Source organism: Algibacter sp. TI.3.09, assembly GCF_038154905.1.
In the GTDB taxonomy this organism is placed as follows: Bacteria; Bacteroidota; Bacteroidia; order Flavobacteriales; family Flavobacteriaceae; genus Algibacter.
Genome location: NZ_JBAKAN010000001.1, coordinates 1,670,052 through 1,697,050 on the forward strand (window position 1 = coordinate 1,670,052; position 26,999 = coordinate 1,697,050).

The 26,999-nt window shown below is 33.1% G+C and carries 27 protein-coding genes and 1 tRNA gene; 12 read left to right on the forward strand and 16 right to left on the reverse strand.

The genetic code is table 11. The annotated features are described in order from the left end of the window. The first annotated feature begins 275 nt into the window (after window positions 1–275). Window positions 276–938, forward strand: a complete 663-nt coding sequence (locus V6246_RS06590) for an ABC transporter ATP-binding protein (RefSeq protein ID WP_341559697.1) — start codon at window positions 276–278, stop codon at window positions 936–938. On the opposite strand, the gene V6246_RS06595 is transcribed toward V6246_RS06590, so the two are convergent. The 6 genes from V6246_RS06595 to V6246_RS06620 form a co-directional block, all read right to left on the reverse strand. After that, window positions 915–1,349, reverse strand: a complete 435-nt coding sequence (locus V6246_RS06595) for a hypothetical protein (protein ID WP_341559698.1) — start codon at window positions 1,347–1,349, stop codon at window positions 915–917. The genes V6246_RS06590 and V6246_RS06595 overlap by 24 nt on opposite strands. A gap of 447 nt (window positions 1,350–1,796) precedes the next feature. Next, window positions 1,797–2,417 (reverse strand): hypothetical protein, encoded by a 621-nt coding sequence (locus V6246_RS06600; RefSeq protein WP_341559699.1) that lies wholly within the window; start codon window positions 2,415–2,417, stop codon window positions 1,797–1,799. Between the two features lie 325 nt (window positions 2,418–2,742). Beyond that, window positions 2,743–3,702, reverse strand: coding sequence for a DUF3078 domain-containing protein (locus V6246_RS06605; RefSeq protein ID WP_159017816.1), 960 nt, complete (start codon window positions 3,700–3,702; stop codon window positions 2,743–2,745). Window positions 3,703–3,774: 72 nt separating this feature from the next. Next, complete coding sequence (locus V6246_RS06610) at window positions 3,775–4,467, reverse strand: hypothetical protein (RefSeq protein WP_341559700.1); 693 nt, start codon at window positions 4,465–4,467, stop codon at window positions 3,775–3,777. A gap of 24 nt (window positions 4,468–4,491) precedes the next feature. Further along, window positions 4,492–5,670, reverse strand: coding sequence for an AIR synthase related protein (locus V6246_RS06615; protein ID WP_159017818.1), 1,179 nt, complete (start codon window positions 5,668–5,670; stop codon window positions 4,492–4,494). Between the two features lie 204 nt (window positions 5,671–5,874). Continuing rightward, complete coding sequence (locus V6246_RS06620; protein WP_341559701.1) at window positions 5,875–8,061, reverse strand: glutamine synthetase III family protein; 2,187 nt, start codon at window positions 8,059–8,061, stop codon at window positions 5,875–5,877. 320 nt (window positions 8,062–8,381) lie between these two features. Here V6246_RS06620 and V6246_RS06625 point away from each other — a divergent pair, with 320 nt between their 5' ends. Then, entirely contained in the window at window positions 8,382–9,404 is a 1,023-nt protein-coding gene (locus V6246_RS06625; protein WP_042497348.1) for a glutamine synthetase beta-grasp domain-containing protein, read from the forward strand. A 480-nt stretch (window positions 9,405–9,884) separates the two neighbouring features. Then, complete coding sequence (locus V6246_RS06630) at window positions 9,885–10,727, forward strand: phosphatase PAP2 family protein (RefSeq protein WP_341559702.1); 843 nt, start codon at window positions 9,885–9,887, stop codon at window positions 10,725–10,727. Between the two features lie 10 nt (window positions 10,728–10,737). On the opposite strand, the gene V6246_RS06635 is transcribed toward V6246_RS06630, so the two are convergent. The 3 genes from V6246_RS06635 to V6246_RS06645 form a co-directional block, all read right to left on the reverse strand. Beyond that, entirely contained in the window at window positions 10,738–12,042 is a 1,305-nt protein-coding gene (locus V6246_RS06635; protein ID WP_341559703.1) for a leucine-rich repeat-containing protein kinase family protein, read from the reverse strand. Between the two features lie 108 nt (window positions 12,043–12,150). Beyond that, complete coding sequence (locus V6246_RS06640) at window positions 12,151–12,666, reverse strand: GNAT family N-acetyltransferase (protein ID WP_341559704.1); 516 nt, start codon at window positions 12,664–12,666, stop codon at window positions 12,151–12,153. A 12-nt stretch (window positions 12,667–12,678) separates the two neighbouring features. Beyond that, entirely contained in the window at window positions 12,679–13,623 is a 945-nt protein-coding gene (locus V6246_RS06645) for a calcium/sodium antiporter (protein WP_341559705.1), read from the reverse strand. Between the two features lie 231 nt (window positions 13,624–13,854). Between V6246_RS06645 and V6246_RS06650 the strand changes: the two genes are divergently transcribed. The 3 genes from V6246_RS06650 to V6246_RS06660 all read left to right on the forward strand — a co-directional run bounded on the left by V6246_RS06650 (window position 13,855) and on the right by V6246_RS06660 (window position 16,667). Continuing rightward, entirely contained in the window at window positions 13,855–14,214 is a 360-nt protein-coding gene (locus V6246_RS06650; RefSeq protein WP_341559706.1) for a BlaI/MecI/CopY family transcriptional regulator, read from the forward strand. Between the two features lie 2 nt (window positions 14,215–14,216). Further along, window positions 14,217–16,010 (forward strand): M56 family metallopeptidase, encoded by a 1,794-nt coding sequence (locus tag V6246_RS06655; RefSeq protein ID WP_341559707.1) that lies wholly within the window; start codon window positions 14,217–14,219, stop codon window positions 16,008–16,010. A gap of 504 nt (window positions 16,011–16,514) precedes the next feature. Then, window positions 16,515–16,667 carry an SsrA-binding protein gene (locus V6246_RS06660; RefSeq protein ID WP_074938075.1) on the forward strand — a complete coding sequence of 51 codons (153 nt, stop codon included), beginning with the start codon at window positions 16,515–16,517 and terminating at the stop codon, window positions 16,665–16,667. Window positions 16,668–16,721: 54 nt separating this feature from the next. Here the strand turns inward: V6246_RS06660 and V6246_RS06665 are convergent. Further along, a tRNA-Arg gene (locus tag V6246_RS06665) sits at window positions 16,722–16,795 on the reverse strand. Between the two features lie 82 nt (window positions 16,796–16,877). On the opposite strand from V6246_RS06665, the gene V6246_RS06670 reads away from it, so the two are divergent. The 6 genes from V6246_RS06670 to V6246_RS06695 all read left to right on the forward strand — a co-directional run bounded on the left by V6246_RS06670 (window position 16,878) and on the right by V6246_RS06695 (window position 21,383). Further along, on the forward strand, window positions 16,878–17,507 hold the full coding sequence (locus V6246_RS06670) for a Crp/Fnr family transcriptional regulator (RefSeq protein ID WP_341559708.1): 630 nt from the start codon (window positions 16,878–16,880) through the stop codon (window positions 17,505–17,507). A 346-nt stretch (window positions 17,508–17,853) separates the two neighbouring features. Next, a complete protein-coding gene (locus tag V6246_RS06675; RefSeq protein ID WP_341559709.1) occupies window positions 17,854–18,411 on the forward strand; it encodes a YeeE/YedE family protein in 558 nt (185 codons plus the stop codon). 2 nt (window positions 18,412–18,413) lie between these two features. After that, window positions 18,414–18,827: a DUF6691 family protein gene (locus V6246_RS06680; RefSeq protein ID WP_341559710.1), complete on the forward strand. Its 414-nt coding sequence runs from the start codon at window positions 18,414–18,416 to the stop codon at window positions 18,825–18,827. Further along, on the forward strand, window positions 18,828–19,622 hold the full coding sequence (locus V6246_RS06685) for a sulfite exporter TauE/SafE family protein (RefSeq protein WP_341559711.1): 795 nt from the start codon (window positions 18,828–18,830) through the stop codon (window positions 19,620–19,622). It abuts the gene before it with no gap. Between the two features lie 117 nt (window positions 19,623–19,739). Continuing rightward, window positions 19,740–21,152: an MBL fold metallo-hydrolase gene (locus tag V6246_RS06690; protein ID WP_341559712.1), complete on the forward strand. Its 1,413-nt coding sequence runs from the start codon at window positions 19,740–19,742 to the stop codon at window positions 21,150–21,152. A gap of 24 nt (window positions 21,153–21,176) precedes the next feature. Beyond that, window positions 21,177–21,383 (forward strand): YgaP family membrane protein, encoded by a 207-nt coding sequence (locus V6246_RS06695; protein ID WP_341559713.1) that lies wholly within the window; start codon window positions 21,177–21,179, stop codon window positions 21,381–21,383. Between the two features lie 80 nt (window positions 21,384–21,463). On the opposite strand, the gene V6246_RS06700 is transcribed toward V6246_RS06695, so the two are convergent. From V6246_RS06700 to V6246_RS06725, 6 genes are all read right to left on the reverse strand, one after another. Beyond that, the gene (locus V6246_RS06700; RefSeq protein ID WP_042497325.1) at window positions 21,464–21,739 is read right to left on the reverse strand and encodes an ATP-dependent Clp protease adaptor ClpS; all 276 of its coding nucleotides are present in this window, start codon (window positions 21,737–21,739) and stop codon (window positions 21,464–21,466) included. Window positions 21,740–21,806: 67 nt separating this feature from the next. Then, a complete protein-coding gene (prmA, locus tag V6246_RS06705; RefSeq protein ID WP_341559714.1) occupies window positions 21,807–22,643 on the reverse strand; it encodes a 50S ribosomal protein L11 methyltransferase in 837 nt (278 codons plus the stop codon). 519 nt (window positions 22,644–23,162) lie between these two features. Then, entirely contained in the window at window positions 23,163–23,912 is a 750-nt protein-coding gene (gene tpiA / locus V6246_RS06710) for a triose-phosphate isomerase (RefSeq protein WP_042503062.1), read from the reverse strand. Between the two features lie 82 nt (window positions 23,913–23,994). Continuing rightward, the gene (locus V6246_RS06715) at window positions 23,995–24,483 is read right to left on the reverse strand and encodes a TlpA family protein disulfide reductase (RefSeq protein ID WP_341559715.1); all 489 of its coding nucleotides are present in this window, start codon (window positions 24,481–24,483) and stop codon (window positions 23,995–23,997) included. Window positions 24,484–24,527: 44 nt separating this feature from the next. Further along, window positions 24,528–25,601: an ABC transporter permease gene (locus V6246_RS06720; protein WP_341559716.1), complete on the reverse strand. Its 1,074-nt coding sequence runs from the start codon at window positions 25,599–25,601 to the stop codon at window positions 24,528–24,530. A gap of 57 nt (window positions 25,602–25,658) precedes the next feature. Continuing rightward, entirely contained in the window at window positions 25,659–26,966 is a 1,308-nt protein-coding gene (locus tag V6246_RS06725) for a BT_3928 family protein (RefSeq protein ID WP_341559717.1), read from the reverse strand. Between the last annotated feature and the right edge of the window lie 33 nt (window positions 26,967–26,999).

The window sequence follows — 26,999 nt, forward strand, 5'->3', positions numbered from 1 at the left end:
TTATCTGCTTTATTTATATTTTACCGACCATATATGTTATGGTCTTTTGGTGTGAATATACTTTTTGCCGTCATGGGTTATAGCTTAATTCCTATATTTATAATAAAATTGATTCTGATTGCTTTTTTGTGGTATTTAATGAATGAAACCAACGCAAAACGCAAATTAATATTCTATAAAAACTTGGGGCTTTCCACTTTAAAACTCTTTGGTTGTCTATTTATTATGGATTTAATTTTAAGTCTTCCTTTTCTTTTAATTTTGAAAGAATTTATATGATTTTTGAAATCGATAATATTGAATTATCCTTTAAAGAAAAACGTATTTTAAACGGTATTTACCTTAAAGCTGAAACAAATAATATTACAGGGTTATTAGGAAGCAATGGTTGTGGAAAAACGTGTTTATTAAACATACTATTTGGGAGTTTAGAACCTAAATACAAACTAATTCGTGTAGATAATAAGCCCATTTTAAAACCACTCTACCAAACAAAATTAGTTAGCTATTTACCTCAACATCATTTTATTCCTAGCCATTTAAAAGTAAAAACTATTTTTAAACTTTTTAAAATCTCTTGGAAGACATTTACACATCATTTTGAAGTTTTCGGACATTATAAGAAAATTAAAATTGGAAAATTATCGGGAGGAGAACGCCGCTTAATTGAAACATACATCGTTTTAAAAAGCAACACTAAATTGGTTTTATTAGACGAACCCTTTTCTCATCTATCTCCCTTGAATATTGAAATTATAAAAAATGTGATTACAGCTAAAAAAGAGCATAAAGCCATTATAATTACCGATCATTTATATAAAGAAATTATTGATATTGCTGATAATCTTTACTTTATAAAAAACGGTAATTCAAGACGCATTGAAAATGTAAAAGAATTAGAGGATTTGACGTACTTAAACGCTTCTAACCTTAACTAATTTAAATGCTTTATCGTTTTTATTTTCTAAAACAGAGAATAAAACACAAAAACTTAAACCAAATAAAAAGAAAAAATACTCCAAATAGCATAAAGCCATTAATTGGAGATAGTGAGCAATAACGCTAGTAACTTCGGCTAAAGTTAAAAACACGACTACTAAAGCAAAATATTTAGATCTAGAATCTTTTATTAAGCGATACCGAATAGCAAAAGCCGCAACTATAATTAGAGCACACCCTAAAAGAAAGTACAAATTAACCAAATATTCTAAAATAATAAAAGGTTCTATTATTGCGATAACAGCTCGAACGACATAAGTATTAAGAAAAATAAGCAATCCATAAATTAGATATTCAATATAACTAATACGTAATGTTTTTTGTTTGAAAAAACCACAGAGACAAAGCATAACATAACCGAATAATTTAAAAAGGGTTGGCCATATGGTGTTGAGTGGGTTTTCAGAAAAAACAAGGAAAGTTTCCGATAGAATAAAGAACACCCAAAAAAGTATTATACTCCATTCTGAATAAATTTTATACTTTAAAACAAACACAAAAAGCACTAGTTCTGTGAGCAACACAACGTTTAGGCTATAACTAAAAAATAAGACAAAACAACTCAACACAAAAAAAATGCTGGTTATTAAGTACACCCTATTTTTGAGACTTAACATGCTCTATATATTTTTGCGTAGCGGTAAACCAAGAGATTTCTTTTTAAGCGTGTAATTTAAAAATATTATAAGAAATACAATATTTGTAAGTAGATAAACATCTTTTTAACATAATATCAAAAAGATATACGGTAAAAATAAGATAATAGACGTCTGATTACTCTTATCTTTTAGAAAATTTTAAATACTGCCTGTTTTTATTAATTTATGTACGCTGTCACTAACGTTTTCATCAATAAAAGCAATGACTCCAAAACTTAATCCAAATAGAAAGAAAAAATATTCTAGATAATACATAAAGGTATAATCTAAATAGAAACCAACAATCCCAAAGACTTCAGCTGTTATTAAAAAGGTTATTAAAAACAAGAAATACTTAGAACGCGAATCGTGCAACAATCGATATCTATATGAGCTTATGCTGAGCAGAATAAGAACGATACCATACACAAAAAACACGACCGTCATATATTGTTCTTCAACCAGAGCCGCTACCAACTCAACTATTTTATAAACCACATATACATTTAACAAAAAAACGAGTGAGTAAACACAAACATCCATGCTGTTATTCTTTACTTTTTTCTGCTTAGGATACACGTAAATCAGTAGCATAAAATAACCAATAAGCTTTAGTAATGTGGTTATCGGACCATAAGCGATATTATTATTAAAATATATAGCTGTTGCCGATAACGTAAAAAAGAGCCAAAATAAAGGAATAGTCCACTCTTTTATTTTTTTGAATTTAAGAAAAACACTAAAGAAAATAATATCGGCTAAAAGGTTAATTGTAAACACACCACTTACTTTGTGAAAGTATTGACAACAACAACATAAAATAAAAAGAACAGAAGTAATTAAATATATTTTATTCTTGAGCGTTAACATTTCTAGGGCATTTTGTTTACAACAATGGTCGTAACTTTTTCAGTAAAAATTAACGCAATTTAACTATATCATTTAAAATCTGCTAGTTAAGAATACTGAAATTTTATTTTATGCAAATATTTCTATTTTCAATAGTTAAAAAATCAATTTCGTAAAATAACACGTAATTTTGTAGTAAATTGAAAACAAAATATCAATTAAAACACCTTACTAATAAAAGGTCTGAGTTCTCGATTTAAAAATCTACAGCAAAACCAACACCTAAAAACTGTTTCCATTGCACTTTTGCACCGGCTTCTTCAGTTTCGCCTTCAACATCTGTTTCAATAGATGTTTTAACATCATCATCATACCTTAAATGTGAGCCTAAAGTTGCTCTAATAAAACTGTTAACCTTAAAATCAAAATCCACACTCCAATCTACGTCTACATTTCCGAAGTTATTAACGTAATCAGAATACATGCTCAATTGGTTTTTAACGGTTATGTTTTCGACTAGCTCCATCTCATAACTGTTAGTTATTAAAACACCAACCTCTCTCCGGGTTTGTTCGCCTTCACGAATTAATAAACCTTCAGAATCGTAAACAGCCGGAGTAACACCAAAAGCTCCTGCGTTTGCTAAATCTTCATCTAAAACAAAGGTGGCTTTTAAGGTAAGTGGTGAAAAATAAAATGACATTTTTTCAATATTTTTACCGTACTCCATACCTCCACCCAAAAACAAATAACCTGGCGCCATTAGTCGAGATATAGGATTGTCTGTGTTTGGGTAACTATATCCATTGGTTAACTGTGTTCTAAAATTTAATTGAGCTGAATAAAACCAGTTAGATTTTAAATCTGGTTTAAATCCCATACTCGAATTGATTTCGATTAAATCGTCGGTTTTTCTAAGCTCTCTAGATTGTTGCTTGTTTATACCGTAACGCATACGCGCATCGTTTCTCCATGAAAAATACTTATCGCTATAATTAGCACTAGTCTCAAAACCAACTAAACCGGAGATTGAATTACTACCACCTGAATTCCAGTTAACAAAAGCGACTTCACTTAAATCGAAAGTTGCTTTATTTTTTTGCTGCCATTGCGGACCATCATATTTTGGCTTAGCTACCTTTAAGAATAAAGAATCGGGCTGAGCATGAATACATTGAAAAAGGAGACAAGCAATAATTAAGAAAGAATTTTTCATGATTATATTAGGGTATTTTTTAAAATTACACAAAGCATCAATAATTGTACCATTTTAACGAATATTTAAGAATTATATTTCAAGTGGCTTAATAATTTTAAATTCGACTACGCTATAAACGAGCAAAGCACCTAAACCTAAAACATATAACGGTCTAGAAACATAAAATAAAAAATCAAAACCTAAAAAATATCCCGTCGATGTTAAAACATTAGAAATGGCAACGCCGTATACAAAAACCACGTAATACCTAGCTTTTACAGTTGAATAACCATAACTGTAAGCAAATGCTAGTATGGCTAAAAATATTTGAAGTGCACCATAAAAAAGCGCAACCACAGTTAATGATGAATCTTTTGACGTGACTTGAGTTAAGTTTAATAACTTAAAAAGTAAAAACACATGCAATAAGGCTACAACAAAGAACACCAAAGTAGTAGAAACATTATATTTTAAACGAATTATTTTAGGTAAAACATCTAGACAAACACATATAGCTGCAAGCCCTCTAAAAACAAGAGTTAAACGGGCGTAAAACAAGGTTTCAAAAAAATGTATAAAAAAATCGGCAAAAACTAAACTAATAAGCGCAAGCAATAGGAATATGTTTTTATAACCTTTCAACAAAACAAATAGAATAAGGAAGGAAGAACTGCTAATAAGCCTTATGTTGCGCATGCCTTCTAAATCAAAAAAAGTTATGGTTAGCAAATTTGCCAAAACGAGCAAAGCTGTAACTCCGAAAATAACTTTTTTCGACTCCATGGAAAAAATATTAAATATTAGTTATTAATATACAAACTCTCCAAACTCACTATTTATTGTTAATTTTTTAGTTTCAGAAGCCTCTACTCTACCAATAATTTTAGCATCGACGTTAAACGATTTAGATATAGCAATAATATCTTCTGCTATTTCTGGTGTTACGTACAATTCCATTCTATGACCACAGTTAAATACTTGGTACATTTCTTTCCAATCTGTTTTAGATTGCTCTTGTATCAATTTGAAAAGCGGTGGAATTGGGAATAAATTATCTTTTACAATATGAAATTGATTTACAAAATGAAGAATTTTAGTTTGTGCTCCACCAGAACAATGTACCATACCATGTACTTTATCACTTTTAAACGTTGATAAAATCTTCTTTATAATTGGAGCATAAGTTCTTGTTGGTGATAATACAAGTTTACCAGCATCTATTGGAGAATTCTCTACAGCATCTGTTAATTTTACACCACCAGAATACACAAGATCTTCAGGTACTGCGGCATCAAAACTTTCAGGATATTTTTCGGCTAAATACTTACTAAACACATCGTGTCTTGCAGAAGTTAAACCATTACTTCCCATACCGCCATTATAGCTTTTCTCGTAAGTGGCTTGTCCAAAACTTTCTAAACCTACAATTACATCTCCAGCTTTTATGTTGGCATTATCTATAACATCACTACGTTTCATACGTGCTGTTACGGTAGAATCTACAATTATGGTTCTCACTAAATCTCCAACATCGGCAGTTTCACCACCTGTAGAATGTATGGTTACTCCAAAAGATTTTAAATCTTCCAAAAGTTCTTCGGTACCATTTATAATAGCCGAAAGCACTTCTCCTGGAATTAAGCTTTTGTTTCTACCAATAGTAGAAGATAACATAATGTTATCTGTAGCGCCAATACACAATAAATCGTCAATATTCATTATTAACGCATCTTGAGCAATACCTTTCCAAACCGAAACATCTCCGGTTTCTTTCCAATACATATAAGCCAACGACGATTTTGTACCTGCGCCATCTGCATGCATTACTAAGCAATAATCTTCATCATTAGTTAAATAATCAGGAACTATTTTACAGAAGGCCTGCGGAAACAAACCTTTGTCTATATTTTTAATAGCGTTGTGAACATCTTCTTTTGATGCTGAAACTCCTCGTTGTGCGTATCGTTTTGAAACTTCTTGACTCATAATATTCTATTGTGTTGCAAATTTACTTTTTTGAATGAAAAAACCCCACTTTTTTAAAGCAGGATTTTAGAAGTTTTAATATTTTATGGGTTAAACCCTTTATTATTTTCAATTCTCTATTCTTTTTTAGTAAAAACTAAATAAAAGAAAAGTTTTAAACCTTGCATTTATCTCTTTTCAACTAAAAAACGAATTGTATTTTAATTATCGTGTAAATAATAATTCGCGATACTTCGTTAATGGCCAAATTTCATCATCAACCAACATTTCTAATTTATCACAATGATACCTAATATCATCAAACAGCGGTTTTACTTTTTTCGCATAAGCTAAAGCACGTTTTTCAATATCTTCAATGGCATTTGCTTTTCGACGCTGATCTACCATTTTGGTAACATTTGCGTTAATACCTTCTATATGATTCGAAATTTCTTCAATTAAAAGCACTTGCTCTTTAGAGACATCATGATATTTTTCTTCAAAAATCTCTTTTAATCCACGAACGTTTCTAATTAAAATATTTTGATATTTAATTGCTGTTGGCACAATATGGTTTCGAGCAATATCGCCCAAAACACGACCTTCTATTTGTATGTGCTTGCTGTAAGCTTCCATCTCAATTTCGTAACGCGCTTGAGTTTCCACTTTAGTCATAACATTCATTTCTTCAAATAAATCGATGGTTTGTTGAGATATTTTAGCAGTTAAAGCTTCCGGAGTTGTCTTATTATGACTCAATCCTCGTTTTTTAGCCTCAACCTCCCAAGGCTTACCATATCCATTTCCTTCAAATAAAATAGCTTTAGTATCCTTTATATATTCTCGCAAAACATTAAAAACAGCTTCATCCTTTTTTAAATCTTTTTTATTGATTAAAGCATCAACTTCAACTTTAAAATCTTTTAACTGTTTTGCTACAATGGTGTTTAAAACCGTCATCGGGTTACCACAGTTTGCGGTAGATCCTACTGCTCTAAATTCAAACTTATTGCCTGTAAAAGCAAAAGACGATGTTCTGTTTCTATCCGTATTATCAAGTAAAACATCAGGAATTTTACCTATCACATTAAGCTTAAGTTCTGTTTTTTCTTGTGGAGATAATTTTCCTTTTGTAACCCCTTCAAGTTCATCTAAAACCTTAGTAAGTTGCTCACCAATAAACACCGACATAATAGCTGGTGGCGCTTCACTAGCTCCCAAACGATGGTCGTTACTTGCCGATGCCACAGAGGCACGCAAAAGTGCTTCATGTTTATAAACCGCTTTAATAGTATTTATAAAAAAGGTAAGAAACTGTAAATTACTCATTGGTGTTTTTCCTGGCCCCAACAAATTCACTCCAGTATCTGTAGAAAGTGACCAGTTGTTATGCTTTCCAGAACCATTCATTCCCGCAAATGGTTTTTCGTGAAAGAGCACTTTAAAATTATGTCGAGACGCTACACGCCCCATTAAATCCATTAAAAGAGAATTGTGATCTACTGCTAAATTCGCTTCTTCATAAATAGGAGCCAATTCAAATTGATTAGGCGCCACTTCGTTATGCCTTGTTTTCACCGGGATTCCCAAAAGCATACACTCCGTTTCTAGCTCGCGCATAAAATTTAAGGCTCTGTTAGGTATCGATCCAAAATAGTGGTCGTCTAACTGTTGCCCTTTTGCAGCCGAATGCCCAAGCATAGTACGCCCAGTTAGTGTAATATCTGGACGGCTAGCAGCCAACATTTTATCTATTAAAAAATACTCCTGCTCCCAACCGAGAGAACTGGTTACTTTTTTTACGTTTTTATCAAAATAGCGACATACAGCCGTAGCTGCAGTATCTACTGCATTCAGTGCGCGTAAAAGAGGTGTTTTAAAATCTAGCGCTTCACCTGTATACGCCACAAAAATAGTTGGTATACAAAGTGTAGTTTGGTAAATAAAAGCTGGTGATGTAGGATCCCAAGCCGTATAACCACGAGCTTCAAAGGTATTTCTAATACCTCCATTCGGGAAACTAGAAGCATCTGGCTCTTGCTGTACCAATTGGTCGCCACCAAATTTCTCAATAGCCATACCACCTCCAATAGTTTCAAAAAAAGCATCGTGCTTTTCGGCAGTCGCTCCTGTTAATGGCTGAAACCAATGCGTATAATGTGTAACTCCTTTAGATAACGCCCAATCTTTCATAGAAGACGATACTTGATCGGCAATACTTCTGTCTATTTTTTTACCATGACTGATAGCATTCATAACGCCATTAAAAGCATCTTTGGTTAAATATTGGCGCATGGTGTTTTCGTTAAACACATTTTTACCAAATAAATCCGATCGTCTTTCCTTTTCCTCAATATGCACAGGTTTATAGGCCAACGATTCTTTTACGGCATGAAATCTAAGTGTAGACATTTTCTAAAGCAGTTTTATATTTTCTAATAATTCTTCAATATAACTCATAAAAAATTTAATTCTAAACATCAGTATTAAACTTTCGAGCAAAAATAGGCACCAAAATCAAGAATTCCGTAAAAACCCTAAATATATTATTAACACTTTTTCAGTATTTTCAATAAATAATCAACTTTTTTTAAAATAATCCTCAAAAAAGTAGGGTATAAATAAAAACAAGTCACCTCTTTGTTAAAACACCCCTAATAAATTCGTAGTAAAAACTTAAAAATATATATTTGTGATATTATTATCAATATTTCAATTATAAAATATTCATTATGGCAAAAATTAAATTAGAATACCTTTGGTTAGATGGTTACCATCCTACTCAAAACTTAAGAAGTAAAACTAAAGTTGAAGAGCATGAAGACTTCAAAGGTACATTAGAAGAAATAGGAAATTGGTCTTTTGATGGATCGTCTACTAGACAAGCAGAAGGCGGATCGTCAGACTGTTTATTAGTTCCTGTTGCAATCTACCCAGATCCAGATCGTATCAACGGTTATTTAGTTATGACTGAAGTTATGAATGCTGATGGAACGCCACACGTATCTAATGGTAGAGCTACTATTGATGATGATGATAATGATTTCTGGTTCGGTTTCGAGCAAGAGTATTTCATTATGGATAATAAAACACAATTACCTTTAGGTTTCCCTGTAGGTGGTTATCCTGCTCCACAAGGTATGTATTACTGCTCTGTTGGTGGTAAAAACACACACGGTAGAGATTTCGTTGAAGAGCATGCAGATTTATGTATCGCAGCAGGTTTAAACTTCGAAGGTATTAACCAAGAGGTTGCTTCAGGACAATGGGAGTACCAATTATTCGCAAAAGGCGCTAAATTAGCTGGTGACGAACTTTGGATTTCAAGATATTTATTAGACCGTTTAACAGAAAAATATGGTTACTACATCGAGTACCACCCAAAACCATTAGGTAAAGATATGGATTGGAATGGTTCTGGTATGCACGCAAACTTCTCAAACAATGTTTTAAGAACATGTGGAGACAAAGAAGTTTACGCAGCAATTTGCGAGGCGTTCCGCCCAGTAGTAAAAGAACACATTGCTGTTTACGGTGAGTTTAACGACCAACGTTTAACAGGTTTACACGAAACTGCAGCTATTACAGATTTCTCTTGGGGAATTTCAGATAGAGGTGCATCAATCCGTATTCCTTTAATCGCAGTAGAAAAAGGCTGGAAAGGCTGGTTAGAAGACAGACGTCCTGCTTCAAACGCTGATCCATACAAAATTGCAGCAAGAATTGTGAAAACAGTTAAATCTGCAAAAGTATAATTCACATAGCATAACATTTTGTTCATAATATAAGCGCTAACATTTATTTGTTAGCGCTTTTATTTTATAATTTATTTAGTTTTCGGGCTTTCCGCTATATCTTTATTTGTGCCACTACGGTTTAAAACTACTTACAGCTTAGAGGCTAACACAAAACGTCGGTACTACCTACAACAATAACGCTCGCACAAAAAAGGATGCCGCATCAATCCCTAACGCAAATTCCCGCCAAGGCTTTAACTTAGCGAGAAAACCCACCTACTCTTGCTTCCTTACTCTTCTCCATAATTTATTATCCGTACTTGCTTTAATACACTATTTGCTCATAATAAACCAACAATTTAAACAGACTATATCTATATATATGCCATGAAATCATTAATACAGACACATATATTAGTCCTAAATAAGATATTAATATATATTTGCACGCCCATTTCAGGTAGATAATTTCAATTACCTACCAACACCATTAATTGTATGAATAAAGTACTTATTATCTTTTTATTATTCTGTTCAAACTTCATGAACGGACAAACCACACCGGAATCATCTGGAGAGCAAACCATCTGGCAAACCTTTAAATACGATATGGGTAGTGTTGGAAAAGGTGTTGGTTATGCTTTTAGTAGACCTACAAAATGGAAAGGTAAACAATGGATAGACTTTGCAGGAATAGCTGCAGGAACAGCTCTATTAACGCTTGCAGATGATGAAATAGACCATTGGTCTGATGGTTTTCGAAGTGCTATTCCTAACAACGTGCTACATTTTGGCGGAAAAACAGCTAACCCTGAGGGGAACTATAGCCTTAGTGGCGCTGTATACTTTACAGGGTTATTCATTAAAAATGAAAAAATTAGAAGAACAGGCGTTTTAATGCTAGCTTCCACAATTACAGGCGGATTTTTACAGCAAGTAACCGTGCGCGTTCTAGGAAGAGCGAGACCATTAACTGGAGAATCAGCAAATGGTTTTGACCCCTTGACATTAAAAAAAGTTAATAATTACGATTCCTTCTTCTCAGGCCACACCATCTTATCCTTTGCAAACGCTTACGCCATTGCCAAACAATTTAAGAGTCCGTGGGTAAAAGCAGGTATTTATACTATTGGTAGTATTCCTGGATTTACAAGAATAGTAATAAGTAAACATTGGTTTTCCGATGTCGCCCTTGGTACAGTAATGAGTATTTTAATTGTAGAGTCTATCGATAAATATTTAGACTCTAGATACGATCAAAAATACAATAACAAAAATAAAAAGGTAAATTGGGATTTATCTTTTGCACCAGGACAAATTGGAGTTAACCTTCAATTCTAAATAAAAAAATTTAGAATACTTTCAGAACCTCTAAAATCTCAGAAAACCCAGGTCTAGATTTCACATTTACATCTGTACAATCAGCGATTAATTTTCGCCATTTTACGAGAAGTTCAGTATTCATGTCATTTTCACGAACAAGACCTAACACATCTTCTACTAAACAAGCATAAGCGCGCACTTCTACACGCTCAACAGCATAAGCAAGCCCAGAATTAACATCGTAAAAAGAGGCTGCCCCAAAATCACCCAAAAGGCAATCTGCCGATGCATTCACTAATATATTATGCGCATACAAATCACCATGGTTAATACCTTTTTTATGTAACTGCTGGCAAACCGAAGCCATGCTTTTTGCAATTTTCAATAACTCATCTGCATTAAAAACAGAAGTTTCATCAAACACATCTCGTGTACAAGTTTGTAAACTTGGTGGATTTCCTAAATTGACGTAATCTGGAGAGATCAACGTCATTATTAAACCTATTTTATCTTCCGGATGATTTTTAATTTTTCCTAAAACAGGAATTAAATTCTCATGAGCACCAGCTGAAATAGAAATAGCCATTTCATCGTCTGGTAAACCATCGCTAGTAACATCGCCTTTAAATACTTTAATTGCGATGTCTTTATTTTTCGATTTCCAAAAAGCTTTAGAAATAAATCCAGAAGCGCCTTCTCCTAATAATTCTTTAACAGAAAAATCGTTCCAATCAAAAGCCTCAAAATCGGGCTGTAATTCTATTTTAGCAGCAGCAGCAGGATTACCTCCAAAAGCTACCCAACTTAATTTTGGCAACTCAAAAAACCAATCTGGAATCGATTTTAATTTATTAGCCGAAAACCGAATGAGTTCAAGATTCATACAAGCTTTCATCTCAATAGGTAATTCTTCAATTAAATTTCCTGCTAAAGCGCATTTTTGAAGCAACGTACAATCTCCAATACTCTTCGGAAGTTTTTCAATTTTATTATCGGTTAAAATCAACCAATTTAATAGTGGTGGAAATGCTTGCTCTGGCACTGTTTTAATTTGATTAGATTTAAAACCAATCATATTCAAATTAGGGCATTTTGCAAGTATGCTTGGAAATTCCGTAAAGTTATTTCTTGCAAAAAATATAATTCTTAAATGCTTAAGCCGAGCGATACTTTCGGGTAAAGAAGTCAATTTATTATCTGATAAATCTAAAACCTCTAAAGTCTCGGAAAGCGATATAATTTCTTCCGGAAACGTTTCTAAACCACAAGCTAATTTTAATGTTTTCGAACCTATTAATTGTCCAGATTTTAATGCTTCTAAAGAATGTACCATGTATCAATTTTGAAGTTACAAATCTAACTATTATAGATGTCTAAAGAGCAGAAAACCTCAGGTTTTTCGGGATAATTTACTGCTTAAATATTCAAAATAAAGAAAAAATTAATACGCCTTAAACATAATATGGTTAGGGTTAGTACGGGTATCGGAAAGTTTAAAATCGTAATCGCCAACAATTTTAAACTCATTTTTTGTGTAGAATTTTATGGCTTTCAAGTTTTCGACCCAAACAGCTAACCAAATTCCTTTTTGATTATACTGCTTAGAGGTTTCAATGATATAATTAAAGAGCTCTACTCCTAGCTTTTTATCATGAAAGGCCTCCAATAAATAAAGTCGATCGAGTTTAGTAACAGCAGACTCATTAACCCAAGGGCTTATTGCATTAATCTCTATTTTTGAAAAGCCAGCAATTTCACCTTCAAAAGAAATAATATAATATTGAACGTTTTCGTTTTTAAACTCTTCAGCTATAGCTTGCTCTTGATACGCTTTATCAACAAAAGTTTTAATATCACTTTCCGAAGCACTATGTCCATGAGATTCTAAAAAGGTTTGACGTCCAACTTTAGCAATTAATTGTGCGTCTTTAACTGTTGCTTGTTCTATTTTAATCATACTACAAAAAATCTATTTTCCGGTAAATACCAAAAACATAAAAACACCATAACCAACAACTAGCGCAAAGCCTTTTAATCGGCTAATCTGCAAACGTTTTGGTAAAAATATTAACGGAATTAAAATAGCAGAAAAACCAAGCATCCAGAAAATATCTGTACTTAATATAGAGGGTTCTGTTACCGGAATTGGTTTTATCATAGCTGTTAAACCTAAAACCGATGCAATATTAAAAATATTAGAGCCAATTAAATTCCCTAAAGAAATAGCTTTTTCTTGTTTAGCTGCTGCAATAACCGATGCTGCTAATTCTGGTACACTTGTACCAATTGCGATAAGCGATACGCCTATTACAGCCTCGGAAACCCCTATAGAAACTGCTATAGCTTTAGCGCCTTCTACTAGCCATTCACTACCAAAGTAAAGTGCTGCTGCTCCAATTAACAGCCATAACCCTATTTTAAAATTAGAAACAGTTGCCAAAGTATCATCAACCTCATCTGAAGCTGTATCTTTTTTGGCGTTTCTTATTAAATATATTAAAAACACGATAAGTCCTGCAAACAGAATACCTCCTTCTATTCCCGACAATACGTTATCGTTTTTCAGAAAATAATACAGTACTATAGAGAACACCATCATCACAGGCCAATTAAGCTTATAAAATGATTTATCTACAGCAATAACGCTTACCATAGCCGTGATGCCTAATACCAAGCCAATATTTGCAATATTAGAACCTACAACATTAGTTATAGCAATGGCAGGCGAACCAGACAAGGCGGCTTGTAAACTTACGAGTAACTCTGGTGCCGATGTTGCGAAAGAAACCACTGTCATTCCAATTACCATTTTGGAGATATTAAACTTAAAAGATAACGCTACAGATGCACGAACCAAAAATTCGCCACCAACAACCAATAAAATAAAACCAAGTATAACCCAAAGTAAACTCATAACTATATTTTTTTGCGAAGATAATTGAAACTGAAAATTGAAAAGCTAAAAGGGAAAAGTTTTTTTAAACAATAAGGTAAGCAGATAAATTAAAGACCACCTCTCGGCTAAAATTAAGAGCAAATACTTTTGAAAACTTAAAAAATATTTAAATAACTACTATTTTAGTTTTATAACTATAAAAATAGTTATACATTTGAAAACTACTGATAATTAACATTTTAATTTATAATGGAAAAGCTAACTAACAAAGAAGAAGAAATAATGCATATTTTATGGACGCTTGAAAAAGCTTTTGTAAAGGATGTCTTGGCTGAAATAAAAAACGATAAACCGCATTACAATACGCTTTCTACTATAATTAGAAATTTAGAAGAAAAAGGATATGTAGCATACACGGCCTACGGAAAAACTCATCAATACTACCCTATTGTTTCTAAGGAAGATTATAGAAAAGGCTTTATGAACACCGCCATTAATAACTATTTTAATAACTCTTACAAAAACATGGTATCCTTTTTTGCTAAAGAAGAAAAGATTAGTGTAGACGAGCTTAAAGAGATTATTAAACTCATTGAAAAAGACAATTAATTATGGAATACCTATTAAAAGTATCTGCTTTATTAGCTATTTTCTATGTATGTTATAAAGTATTTTTGCAACGTGACACCTTTTTTAATGAGAATAGATGGTTTTTAATACTCGGTATTGTAACTGCATTTGTGTTGCCTTTTTTAGTGATTCCAATTTATATTGAATACACTCCTGTAGACGTACCAAATTTTAATAATATCCCTACGGAGGTTTCCGAAAATATCGAAACACCATTTAATATTTTAGATTATTTACCAATAATTTATTTACTAGGAGTCATCGGTTTTTCTATTCGGTTTTTAATACAACTTACCTCTTTAAGTTTAATTATTTCTAAAAGTAAAAAAGAAAAACACGGTAAATACACATATATTAAAACGGACAAAAACATATCGCCTTTTTCGTTTTTCAACTGGATTGTTTTTAACCCAAATAACTTTAACAACACCGAGTTAGAACAGATTCTAATTCATGAAAAAATTCATTCCAATCAAAAACATTCCATCGATGTTTTACTCACACAACTTAGTTGCATTGCACTATGGTTTAATCCGTTTATATGGTTTTACAACAAAGCATTAAAGCAAAATTTAGAATTTATAGCCGATAATGAAACTCAACATCAAATAGATTGTAAAAAAACGTATCAAATCACTTTACTAAAAACAAGCTTGCCATCTCATCAAATGGCTTTAACCAATAATTTTCACACATCATTAATCAAAAAACGAATCGTTATGTTACACAAATCAAAATCGAAAAAAATCAGTTTATTTAAATACACCCTTATTATCCCCTTACTTTTTACCTTCATTTTTAATTTCAATACAGAAGTTATTGCTCAAACTAAAGAACAGAATATTACAGGTAAAAGTGATTCCGGAGTTACTTTAAAACTGGAAGACGACGATAATCCGCTTATTATAATAGATGGGAAAACATCTAGCAAAATCAAACTCGAGCTCCTAAACCATTCCAATGTTGAAAGTATAAACATACTTAAAGGAAATGCTGCAACGGAAGCTTATGGCAACAAAGGAGACAATGGTGTTATGTTAATAACCACTAAAAAACAAAGCCAGTGGAAAGTTAGGTCTGAAAGAAATAAAAATGTTATTCACGCCACTAAAGACACGATATATGTTAATGAAAAGCCAAATGTTTTACAAAAACTAGTTAACGATTATGATAAAGAGCCGCTTTTTATATTAGATGATAAAACAATAACTAAAAAAGAACTTGCTTTACTAGACGAACAAACCATCAACTCCATATCTATCATAAAAGAAGAACAAGCCACAAAGAAATATGGTGAAAATGCTAATAATGGTGTTGTAATAATAAAAACCAGAACAGCAGATTCCCAAAATAGTCCTTTTGTAAAAATAGTAAAAGCAAAGTTATACATTGTCGATCGCGTAGAAATTAAAGAAGCTGACTTCCAAAAAATAGATCCAGAAAACATCAAATCTATTAATGTACTTAAAGGAAAATCTGCTATTGATAAATATGGAGAAAAAGCTGAAAATGGAGCTATAGAAATTACGACTAAGAACAATAATCAAAAAAACTCAAATTCTGTTCAAACAAAAAAAACACAACATAAATTAGAAATAGCGAAAGACAAACAACCTTTAGTGTATGTTGACAACGAAGAAGTAAATTACGAAGACTTAAAAAATCTTGACACAGAAAACATAGAATCAATGAATGTTTTAAAAAATAAAAACGCTACTGATAAATACGGTGATAAAGGTAAAAATGGCGTTATAGAAATTACCACAAAAAAATAAACTCCCAACCCATAAATTCAAAATTAAGGCACTCAGCAATGAGTGTCTTTTTTTGTTTTAAAAAAATTTAAAAAAGACAAAACCATTAAAAACCGTTTTGTTTTACACCAAATCTCCCTTGGTTTCTCAAATACACCCTCAAAAACCCCTTGAAAAGTTTTAATTTAAAACCATATTAACACATTTTACACACAATTCAAAACACACGCAAAGCAAGTCACTCAAATATTAAAACAAAAACGATTCTTATACTTACAAATTCGTATTCAATTTCACCGATTTACCTAAAATCACTTGGAGAATACTTCTCTAAAAATATATATTGAAAACTCAATCGAAAAACTGAGTATAACACTAACCCTTTAAAACTAACAATTATGATGACTCTTGCAAAACTTGTAGTAGATTTAATAATCACAATCCTTACAAGTATCTAACCACAAAACATGTAAAACTTAGTCTAGAATAAGTTTTACTATTTTTACAAAAAAAAAGAGGTTATAGATGCAAAAGCAAATATTCAAAATTTTAGCAAAGGTGAACAAAGCAGTCTTACCAAGTTACTCTAAAAAACAACTCGATTTATCAAAAGCCAGTAAACTACAATTAGCAATAATAGGTTGGCGTGTTTACGTCACTAAAAATGCGTTAGATTAATTTAAATTTATCGCATAAAAAAAGCTCCCAATTTCTTGGAAGCTTATTTTTTCGTGACCTCGACTGGATTCAAACCAGTAACCTCTTGAGCCGTAATCAAGTGCGCTATTCAGTTGCGCCACGAGGCCGTTTTTATGTGGGTGCAAATATACATCTTTTAATAAAAGCCCACCAAATTTTTTTTAACTTTTTTTATTATTATTTTTGAATATGGAAAAAGCCCTCTTAAAAGAAAAATTCAGCAACGCTCTAGATCAAGATATTATAAACGAAATCTTAGAAGTCGGACGTTTTAAAACCTTTCAAAAAGATGATATTATAATCGATATCAATCAAAATCTAGAATATATACCACTACTCCTAAGCGGAAACATAAAAATATTACGTGAAGATAACGATGGTAACGAACTCTTAATATACTTTCTCGAAGCCGGCGAAACCTGCACCATGTCGCTTACCTGTTGTATGGGCACCTCAAAAAGTAAAATTCGCGCCGTGGCCGAAAGCAACTCAAGCATCGTACTTATACCTGTAGCAAACATGCAAATTTGGTTCCATAGCAACCACAGCTGGCGTAATTTTATACTCGAAAGCTACCAATCACGCTTCACCGAAATGCTCGAAACCATAGACAATCTGGCTTTTTTAAAAATGGACCAACGCCTCTACAACTACCTACTCAACAAAGCAGAACTCAGCGGCTCAAAAACCATTATTGTAAAACATCTCGACATATCCGAAGATCTCCACACCTCACGCGTTGTAATTTCTAGACTCTTAAAACAGCTAGAAAACGAAAACAAAATAAAACTAAGTCGTAACAAAATAGAAATTCTATAAAACATTTGGGCGCTACCCGAAAAGGGTCGGGCTATTCGCTGCAAGTCCTCGTACGCGCAATTGCCATTGCGCATACTGTGGGCTTTTCACTACTATCCCTAGCGCAAGCAAACCTGCCAACAAAAACCTCTATCAAATAAGCACATTATTTTCTCTTATTTACGCTCCTATTTCTTCTTGTTTCTATAACCTCTCACCTATTTTCTAGGTCTTACGAGTAAAGCAACCGCTGCACGCACTTCTAACCTACTCCCTTAAAACAACTTAACTACACACAAAATTCAAAGTAACATTTATTACAAAACATACTACACCAAGACCATACCTTTGCACCAAATAAAAGAATATGGAAATAATTTTGAACCCTTGGCCATGGTATGTATCAGGCCCATTAATAGCCATCGTTATGGCACTACTACTCTATTTTGGCAAAACCTTCGGTATGTCATCCAACCTGCGTACACTTTGCGCTATTGGAGGAGCTGGTAAATTTGCCGATTTTTTTAAATTCAACTGGAGAGATCAACTATGGAATCTTACCGTAGTACTAGGCGCTATTATAGGCGGCTTTATTGCAACACACTTTTTATCAAACGATACACTTATCGATTTAAACCCAGAAACGGTTGTCGAGCTTCAAAATATGGGCTTTCAAAATGCAGGCGCATCACTTTTACCAAACGAGCTCTTCAGTATCGAAGCACTCAAATCACCTAAAGTTTTAATCATATTAATTATTGGAGGTATACTTGTAGGTTTAGGAACCAGATATGCAGGTGGCTGCACTTCAGGCCATGCCATTACAGGGCTAAGCAGCTTGCAAAAACCATCACTAATAGCCGTAATTGGCTTTTTTATCGGTGGATTAATAATGACTAATCTTATTTTACCTCTAATATTTTAACTATGAAATTTATAAAATTCTTATTAGTAGGCATTGTCTTCGGTATTCTATTAGTAAAATCCGAAGCCGTTTCATGGTATCGCATTTACGAAATGTTCCGTTTTCAATCCTTTCACATGTACGGCATTATTGGTACGGCTGTAATATCGGGTATTTTGTTTCTACAAATATCAAAAAGAGGTTACATCAAAAGTATAGAAGGCGCCGATATATTTGTTCCTAAAAAAGACAACGGCATCACTCGCTATATTGTTGGCGGAATTATTTTTGGCTTAGGTTGGGCACTTATAGGTGCATGTCCTGGGCCTATGTATATTCTTTTAGGCACAGGCGTTTCTAGCATGCTTATTGTAATTGCGGCCGCCATAGTTGGTACATTTATTTACGGTATACTAAAAAGTAAACTCCCACACTAAATGGAAAGTTCTCAAATTATAGGTTATGTAGGCGCTCTTATTGTTGGTCTCGTTTTGGGACTCATTGGTGGTGGTGGCTCTATATTAACTGTCCCTTTATTAGTCTACTTATTAGGCTACAACCCTATTGTTGCAACGGCATATTCTTTATTTGTTGTTGGCACAACTTCACTTGTTGGCACTTTACAGAAATTTAAAGAGGGCTTAGTAGATGTAAAAACCGGACTAGCCTTTTCATTTCCATCCTTTATTGCCGTGTATTTATCACGTCGTTATTTAGTACCAAATATTCCAGAAACCTTATTTAAAATTGGTGATTTTACATTAACCAAAGACATGAGCATCATGGTGTTTTTTGCTATCATTATGCTCATAGCATCCATTTCCATGATTAAAAAAGGAAAAACGGATGACGTTGTTACAACAACAAGCCAACCTTATTACAAAACCTTTATACAAGGGCTAACTATAGGTACCATAACAGGTTTGATTGGTGCGGGAGGCGGATTTCTATATGTTCCGGCATTAGTACTTTGGGCTAACATCCCCATGAAAAAAGCAGTAGGAACCTCATTAATCATTGTCACTATAAATTCCCTTATCGGGTTTACAGGAGATATGCAAACATTAGAAATCGAATGGACCTTCCTTTTAACATTTACGGGTATATCCATTTTCGGAATTATTCTAGGCAACTATTTTTCTAAATTTATTAGCAGTAGTAAACTCAAAAAAAGCTTCGGTTTTTTTGTGCTTCTAATGGCCGTGTATATTATGTACAAAGAGCTTAAATAGCTTATGTAATAATTGTAACGTAGCAAACCATTAAAGTTTCTTAATTTTGAAGCAAGAAATAAAAAAAGTATCGATTTCACTCCTATTGAAATCATAGAAACCATAAAAAATTAAAACATGAAAATAGAACAAATATATACAGGTTGCTTAGCTCAAGGCGCTTACTACATAGAATCTAACGGCGAAGTTGCTATTATAGATCCATTGCGCGAAACGCAACAATATGTAGACAAAGCAAATAAAGAAAATGCTAAAATAAAATATATTTTTGAAACGCATTTTCATGCCGATTTTGTTTCTGGTCATGTTGATTTAGCTAAAAAAACGGGAGCGACTATTGTTTTTGGTCCAAATGCAGAAACCGATTATAACGCTCACATAGCCAAAGACAACGAAACCTTTAAAATTGGAGAAATCACTATTAAAGTATTGCATACACCTGGGCATACTTTAGAATCTTCTACCTATTTATTGATTGATGAAGACGGAAAAAACCACGCTATTTTCTCTGGAGACACCCTGTTTTTAGGTGATGTTGGCCGACCAGATTTAGCGATTAAATCCGATTTAACAAAAGAAGATTTAGCTGCCATGTTGTTCGATTCGCTTCGGAACAAAATTATGACACTTGCCGACGATGTTATTGTATATCCAGCACACGGCGCAGGTTCTGCTTGCGGAAAAAACTTAAGTAAAGAAACCGTTGGTGTTTTAGGTGAACAGAAAAAAACGAATTACGCTTTACGTGCCGACATGACGCGTGAGGAATTTATAAAAGAAGTTTTAAATGGTATTGCACCACCACCACAATATTTCGCAAAAAATGCCATGATGAACAAATCGGGCTATGATAATTTTGAAAATATTCTAAAAAAAGGAGACACACCACTTTCTCCAGAAGCTTTTGAAGCGATGGCTAATAGTGAAGATGCTTTAGTTTTAGACGTAAGACATCAAGACGATTTTGTAAAAGCCCATATCCCGAATTCTATTTCTATTGGTATTCAAGGTGGTTTTGCGCCATGGGTTGGCGCTTTAATAACAGATTTAAAACAACCTATTCTACTTGTAGTTCCTGAAGGAAAGGCACAGGAGACTGTTACAAGACTATCTCGTGTAGGGTATGATAACACTTTAGGTTACTTAGAAGGCGGCATAGAAAGCTGGAAAGCAGCTGGAAAAGACATTGAAACCATTGATTCTATATCTGTAGATGAATTCTGTAAACGTTTTAATTCTGAAAACATACAAGTTTTAGATGTTAGAAAAGACGGAGAATATAACTCGGAGCATTTAAAAGGTGACAACGTTAAGCATTTTGCGCTAGATTATATTAACGATAATATGAATAGTATTGATAAAAATCAAACTTACTACGTGCATTGTGCTGGTGGATACCGCTCGATAATAGCGGCTTCTATTTTAAAAGCTAGAGGTTTTGATAACTTAATTGATATTGCGGGAGGATTTGGAGCTATTAAAAACTCCAATTTACCAACCACAGATTTTGTGTGTCCAAGTACGCTTTAAATATTAATATTTAATTCTTCAGAAATGACAAAAAACATAGGAGCTACCGATAAAGCTATTAGAGTACTCGCAGGAATAGCTATTGCTTTAATGTACTATTTTAATATTATCTCAGGAACACTTGCTTTAATATTAATGGCTGTTGCTGTTATTCTGCTTGTAACAAGCTTTATTAATTTTTGTCCGATTTATGGCATTTTTAAAATAAACTCGATTAAAAAAGTAAAGTAGAAAGAAAATTACATTAATAGCAAAAAAAAAGACCTCTCATTTTATCGAAAGGTCTTTTTTGATTATTGTATATATGTGTTTTACACGAGCTCTGCACTTAAGCCTGCTTCTAGCAGCATAGAGCAACGTGGTTTTAAATCGTCTAATAAGCCTGTTTTAACCGTACATTTCCCTTTGTAATGCACTAACATAGCGCATTGTTCTGCTTGTTCTGGTGTATGCTCGCAAGCATAAATTAATGTATCAATAACGTGATCGAAAGTATTTACATCGTCGTTATGCAAAACAATCTCGTTTTGAGTTAAAACTTCTTCTTCTAGCAATAATTCTTCGAATGTTTTTTCTTGTATACTCATAATTTACACTATGTCTTTCTTATGTCTCCTTATAGGAAAACACTTGGTTAACGGTTTAAATATGTTACTAATTTAAAAATTTTAACGATACCCAATTGTTTCTTTCTAACTTTTCTTCAAATTTTAACAAATGTTTTTCACATTCGGCTGTTATTAACGGAATGTCTTCAGCATAAAATCCGCTTAAAAATAACATACCATTTTCATTTAAACAAGCAGCATAAGTTGCCATATCTTGAAGTAGAATATTGCGGTTAATATTTGCTATAATAACATCGTAACTTTTACCTTTCAAAGCAGAAGCATCGCCTTCTATAACCGTGATATGCTCAGCATTGTTACGCTCTACATTCTCTAAACTATTAAGGTAACACCAATTATCATAATCTACAGCATCTAGAGGTTTTGCCCCTTTCATTTCTGCAAGAATCGCTAAAACTCCAGTACCACAGCCCATATCCAAAACCGATTTATCTTTCAAATCTGTTTTTAAAATATGCTGAATCATCATGTGCGTCGTTTCATGATGCCCTGTACCAAAACTCATTTTTGGTTCTATAATAATATCGTAAGTTGTATCTGGTTTCTCGTGAAAAGGTGCTCTAACAGAACAAGCATCGTCAACAATAATAGGATTAAAGTTTTTCTCCCATTCCTCGTTCCAGTTGGTTTGTTCTATTTCATTGAATTCGTAAGTGATTTCGAATTCATCAGATTTTAATATTTGAACATCGTCTAAAATATTAGCATTCCATTCTTCTTTTTGAATGTAAGCCGTTGCTCCATCTTCGTTTTCTACAAAACTCTCGAAACCAGCGTAACCAAGTTCTGCTATTAAAATCTCTACGGCTGGCTGTAATGGCGCTACTTTAAAATAGTACCCAATATAAATAATATTTGACATTTGCTTTTTTATTAAAGTGCAAATTTAAGCGTTATTAACGGAGTTCGTGATAAAATTTTATTAAAAATTAGTTTGAAATGACTACTTTATTATGGTTCTAGTCTTTAGGATGTTTGGAGGGATCTAACTTGATTTCATAAACAGAAATTCTAATTGTTTATATTCTCTACATAACCAAGTATGTGTGATTTCTCCTTGCATAGAAATGACAAAAGATTTAAAGGATAATTCCTGGTTTTTATAAAACAAAAAACACCTTATCAAGTGAATGATAAAGTGTTTTACATTTTTAATACATCATTAAAAAAGCTGACGTATTTAATTTATTTTAAATAGAACTTTGCAAAAATAGAGATACCAAAGGGTTGTCTCTACATTTTGCAGGTTAGCCCGCGTTAGGGATTGAGGCTTTGTTGGAGCTCTTTTTGTGTGGTTGCACCTATGCAACACAAAAAAGCGACCGCGGAAAGCCCGACCCTTTTCGGGTAACGCCCTAATTATTTTAACTAATTGTATGTTTTAAAAAGCATTTACAATTGCGAAAAAATCTTCAGCATTTAAAGCTGCTCCTCCAATTAAACCACCATCTACGTCTGGTTTAGAGAAAATTTCTTCAGCATTTGCTGGCTTAACGCTACCTCCGTAAAGGATTGAAACCTCATCGGCAACATCGTTTCCGTATTTATCGGCAAGTGTTTTTCTAATAAATGCATGCATATCTTGAGCTTGCTCTGGGCTTGCTGTTTCTCCAGTACCAATGGCCCAAACAGGCTCGTAGGCTAACACAATGTTTTGAAATGCCGCTGCTTCTAAATGAAACAATGCATTTTTAATTTGATTACCAACTATAGTCTCTTCGTTTCCAGATTTTCTATCGGCTAATTCTTCACCAAAACAGAAAATTACACGAATACCTTTTGCTAAAGCTGCATCGGTTTTTTTAGCAAGTAACTCATCGGTTTCATTGAAATATTCACGACGCTCACTGTGACCTAAAATTACAGTATTAACGCCGATGCTTTTTAACATACTTGCACTAATTTCACCTGTATAGGCTCCATTTTCTGCAAAGTGCATGTTTTGTGCTATAACTTCGATATTAGAAGTTTTTAATGCTTGGTATGCCTGAAATAAATTGGTAAAGGTTGGTGCTACCATTACTTCTGCATTAGAGCTTGTTGTTTGATTTTTTAACGCAGTAATTAACGCTTCGGTTTGCGCTAAATCGTTATTCATTTTCCAGTTTCCTGCTACAATGTTTTTTCTCATAGTTGCCTTTTAACCTTCCCTAAATTGACAAGGATATTTTTTTAAAAAAGTTAGTAATTGTTGTTTTCTACTGCTAAAATAGTTAATTTTTTATAGCTTTTATTAACTTATCGTCATCAGCTTCAATAACATTAAATACAACGATTTCGCCAGCTTTATTTATTACCAAATATCTAGGAATCCAACTGATATTTAAAAAATCTGCAAAATCACAATCTTTAGCATTTGGCATAAAATAATGGTCGCCATTTACTTGGTATTTTGCAATACCGCGTTGCCAAGCCCCTTGCTCTCTATCTAAAGATAAAAACACATAAGCTATTTCTGGATTGTTGGCTTGTAGCGCCTTAACTTTAGGCATACCTTTAATACAATCGCTACACCAAGATGCCCAAACATCAATAACTATTGTTTTACCTTGGTGTTTATCTAATATGCTTTGGAAGGTTACCTCGTCGCCATTTTGAGCAATAAAGGTATCGTTTAAAGCTTCGGCAGAAAATTGTTTTGGCTCGTCTTTACAGCTTAAAAAAGTGATCAATAAAACGAAAATATATTTAATCTTGTTCATATAAAAAGTGTTTGAAATGTTTACGCTTTCGCGGAAATAAATATTTATTTTAATTTAACTTTTGGATCTAACCAAACGTAGATTAAGTCGACAAAAATGTTGATAATTACAAACAATACAGCAATTACCAATACAGCTCCCATAATTACTGGCAAATCTAGTGTGTTTAAGGCATTTACAATTTCTTTACCAAGGCCGTTCCACCCGAAAATGTATTCTACAAAAACGGCTCCTGCAAGCATAGATGCAAACCAACCTGATATTGCTGTAACTACCGGGTTTAAGGCATTTTTTACAGCATGTTTTTTTATAATTTGAAATTCACTAAGTCCTTTAGCACGTGCTGTTCTAATGTAATCTTGATTAAAAACCTCTAGCAAAGAATTTCGCATAAGCTGAATAACCACCGCCAACGGACGAATACCTAAAACAACTGCCGGAAGTATTAAATTTTTCCATTTTATGTGCATAGCCTCTCCAAAATCGTCTAGTTCGTACAAACTCCCCGTCATCTCTAAATTGGTATATTCATGCAGTACAAAACCAAAAAACCAAGCAAATAGTATGGCACTAAAAAAAGAAGGTACGCTCATGCCTAGCGTGCTAAATATTTGAATTGTTTTATCGATCCATTGGTCTTTATACAAAGCAGATACAATACCCAAAATAACACCTAATATCATGGCTATTACAATGGCCGAAACTGCTAAAACAAAGGTGTTTGGTAAAGTCTCGCCTAATACCTGACTTACTTTTTTCCCTTGTTTTGTAAAGGATTCTCTCAAATAAGGAAATTTTAAAACCGTGGTTGTATTCCCTATAGTAAATAATTTACTCGCTGTATATTTTCCTTCGCGCAAAAAAGTATAATCATCTCTTTCTTTAGAATGAAATGACAATGGTGACAAATCGTTTAAATAATATAAATACTGCGTTCCTAAAGGCTTATCAAAACCATATTTTTGCTTTACTATGGCGAGTTGCTCGCTATCTTCATTTTGGCCCAACATCATTTGCGCAGGATCTCCGGGAAGCACATTAAATAAAAAGAAAATAACAGTAACAACCCCAAATAATGTTAGGATGGCGTATGCTATTTTATTTATTAAGTAATTCAAATTAATTGCTGGATATTAATTATTGATATAGATAACGTTTTAATAATGAGTAATGCCTTATTTTTTCAACATCACTTTTACTATCCCTTTATAATTACTAGCGTTTGCAGTGTTAATAGAGTCTAACTCTTCGTTTTGATCTTTTAAAACATTTACCGACTCTATCGTATCTGCATCAAGCGCTTCAACCTCTTCTTTCGTTGCTGTTACATCATCAATTTGATATAAAATATTTTCAACTTTAACAGGCTCAGGAGCTCTTTCTACTTTTGGTAATTTAAGATCGTCTAGATCATTCCAATGTACTTTTTGCTTAATTGTTCCTTTATCTAGCTCTATAACTCCAGGGTTAGAACGTACAATAGTTTTAAGTGCTTTTTCATCACATAAATAAAAATTAAAATCAATATCGTAAGCTTCTCTTATACGCTGTTTAGCAGTTTCTCCAGAGGCAGATAAACCAATAATTTCATAACCGTTTCTTCTAGCTTCATCTTGCAATGCTTTTAATTTTAAAGCGCCGCCTTGCTCCATGCTTTCTAAATTATAAGAAATAACCACAATTAGATTATCTCTATTTAAAAAGTAATCGGTTAAATTTTCATCTGCTGTTTCTATCGAAAAATCATAAATTGGCGGCTCGTAACCTGCAGAAATCTCTTTAGTATCAACACTTATAAATTCACCCTCTACAGATGGGTAAGAACCATTGGTAGTTATAATTTTTTCTTCGCCATTTACTTTAAATTTCCAAGCATATTCTGTTACCGGTTTTGCCGCATCCTCAGGCACAGTCATACCCTCTTGTATATTAGCCCCAATGTGGTATGCTCTAAAATCTATAGCTGGCAAATGCATTAATACATGGTAACCAAACCATAAACTTGCAATAAAACTTAGCAGGGCTAAAACGGTTGTGCCTAGCTTTCCGAAAAGTGGTTTTATGTGCTTTACTCCCGCAAACAAAATGAGAATAAAAAACAGCAACACAACATCTTTTGTAAAGCTTTCCCATGGTGTTAGTTTCAAGGCGTCACCAAAGCAACCACAATCTTTTACTTTATCGAAATATGCTGAATAGAAGGTTAAAAATGTAAAGAAAACAATCATTAACAATAAACTCCATACAGTAAATTTAGGTTTATAACCAATGAGTAGAAATACACCTAAAACAACTTCGAACACAACAACTAGCACCGAAATCATTAAAGAATAAGGCTCTAAAAACGGTAAGTTTAAAACATCTTGACCAAAATATTCGGCTAATTTATATGAAAAACCTAACGGATCGTTAAGCTTAATGAATCCGGAAATAATAAATAGAACTCCTACAAATACTCGGCTTATACCTACTAAAAATTTCATGTTATATGTTTTTATATGAAACTTAAACCCTAA

Coding starts and splice junctions, on each gene's coding strand:
- V6246_RS06605 (WP_159017816.1), bottom strand. CDS start 3,702: ATGAAAAATTCTTTCTTAATTATTGCTTGTCTCCTTTTTCAATGTATT.
- tpiA (WP_042503062.1), bottom strand. CDS start 23,912: ATGAGAAAAAACATTGTAGCAGGAAACTGGAAAATGAATAACGATTTA.
- V6246_RS06670 (WP_341559708.1), top strand. CDS start 16,878: ATGGAAAAAGCCCTCTTAAAAGAAAAATTCAGCAACGCTCTAGATCAA.
- V6246_RS06695 (WP_341559713.1), top strand. CDS start 21,177: ATGACAAAAAACATAGGAGCTACCGATAAAGCTATTAGAGTACTCGCA.
- V6246_RS06675 (WP_341559709.1), top strand. CDS start 17,854: ATGGAAATAATTTTGAACCCTTGGCCATGGTATGTATCAGGCCCATTA.
- V6246_RS06725 (WP_341559717.1), bottom strand. CDS start 26,966: ATGAAATTTTTAGTAGGTATAAGCCGAGTATTTGTAGGAGTTCTATTT.
- V6246_RS06625 (WP_042497348.1), top strand. CDS start 8,382: ATGGCAAAAATTAAATTAGAATACCTTTGGTTAGATGGTTACCATCCT.
- V6246_RS06655 (WP_341559707.1), top strand. CDS start 14,217: ATGGAATACCTATTAAAAGTATCTGCTTTATTAGCTATTTTCTATGTA.
- prmA (WP_341559714.1), bottom strand. CDS start 22,643: ATGTCAAATATTATTTATATTGGGTACTATTTTAAAGTAGCGCCATTA.
- V6246_RS06685 (WP_341559711.1), top strand. CDS start 18,828: ATGGAAAGTTCTCAAATTATAGGTTATGTAGGCGCTCTTATTGTTGGT.
- V6246_RS06635 (WP_341559703.1), bottom strand. CDS start 12,042: ATGGTACATTCTTTAGAAGCATTAAAATCTGGACAATTAATAGGTTCG.
- V6246_RS06610 (WP_341559700.1), bottom strand. CDS start 4,467: ATGGAGTCGAAAAAAGTTATTTTCGGAGTTACAGCTTTGCTCGTTTTG.
- V6246_RS06595 (WP_341559698.1), bottom strand. CDS start 1,349: ATGCTTTGTCTCTGTGGTTTTTTCAAACAAAAAACATTACGTATTAGT.
- V6246_RS06640 (WP_341559704.1), bottom strand. CDS start 12,666: ATGATTAAAATAGAACAAGCAACAGTTAAAGACGCACAATTAATTGCT.
- V6246_RS06620 (WP_341559701.1), bottom strand. CDS start 8,061: ATGTCTACACTTAGATTTCATGCCGTAAAAGAATCGTTGGCCTATAAA.
- V6246_RS06650 (WP_341559706.1), top strand. CDS start 13,855: ATGGAAAAGCTAACTAACAAAGAAGAAGAAATAATGCATATTTTATGG.
- V6246_RS06645 (WP_341559705.1), bottom strand. CDS start 13,623: ATGAGTTTACTTTGGGTTATACTTGGTTTTATTTTATTGGTTGTTGGT.
- V6246_RS06690 (WP_341559712.1), top strand. CDS start 19,740: ATGAAAATAGAACAAATATATACAGGTTGCTTAGCTCAAGGCGCTTAC.
- V6246_RS06660 (WP_074938075.1), top strand. CDS start 16,515: ATGCAAAAGCAAATATTCAAAATTTTAGCAAAGGTGAACAAAGCAGTC.
- V6246_RS06700 (WP_042497325.1), bottom strand. CDS start 21,739: ATGAGTATACAAGAAAAAACATTCGAAGAATTATTGCTAGAAGAAGAA.
- V6246_RS06680 (WP_341559710.1), top strand. CDS start 18,414: ATGAAATTTATAAAATTCTTATTAGTAGGCATTGTCTTCGGTATTCTA.
- V6246_RS06715 (WP_341559715.1), bottom strand. CDS start 24,483: ATGAACAAGATTAAATATATTTTCGTTTTATTGATCACTTTTTTAAGC.
- V6246_RS06590 (WP_341559697.1), top strand. CDS start 276: ATGATTTTTGAAATCGATAATATTGAATTATCCTTTAAAGAAAAACGT.
- V6246_RS06615 (WP_159017818.1), bottom strand. CDS start 5,670: ATGAGTCAAGAAGTTTCAAAACGATACGCACAACGAGGAGTTTCAGCA.
- V6246_RS06630 (WP_341559702.1), top strand. CDS start 9,885: ATGAATAAAGTACTTATTATCTTTTTATTATTCTGTTCAAACTTCATG.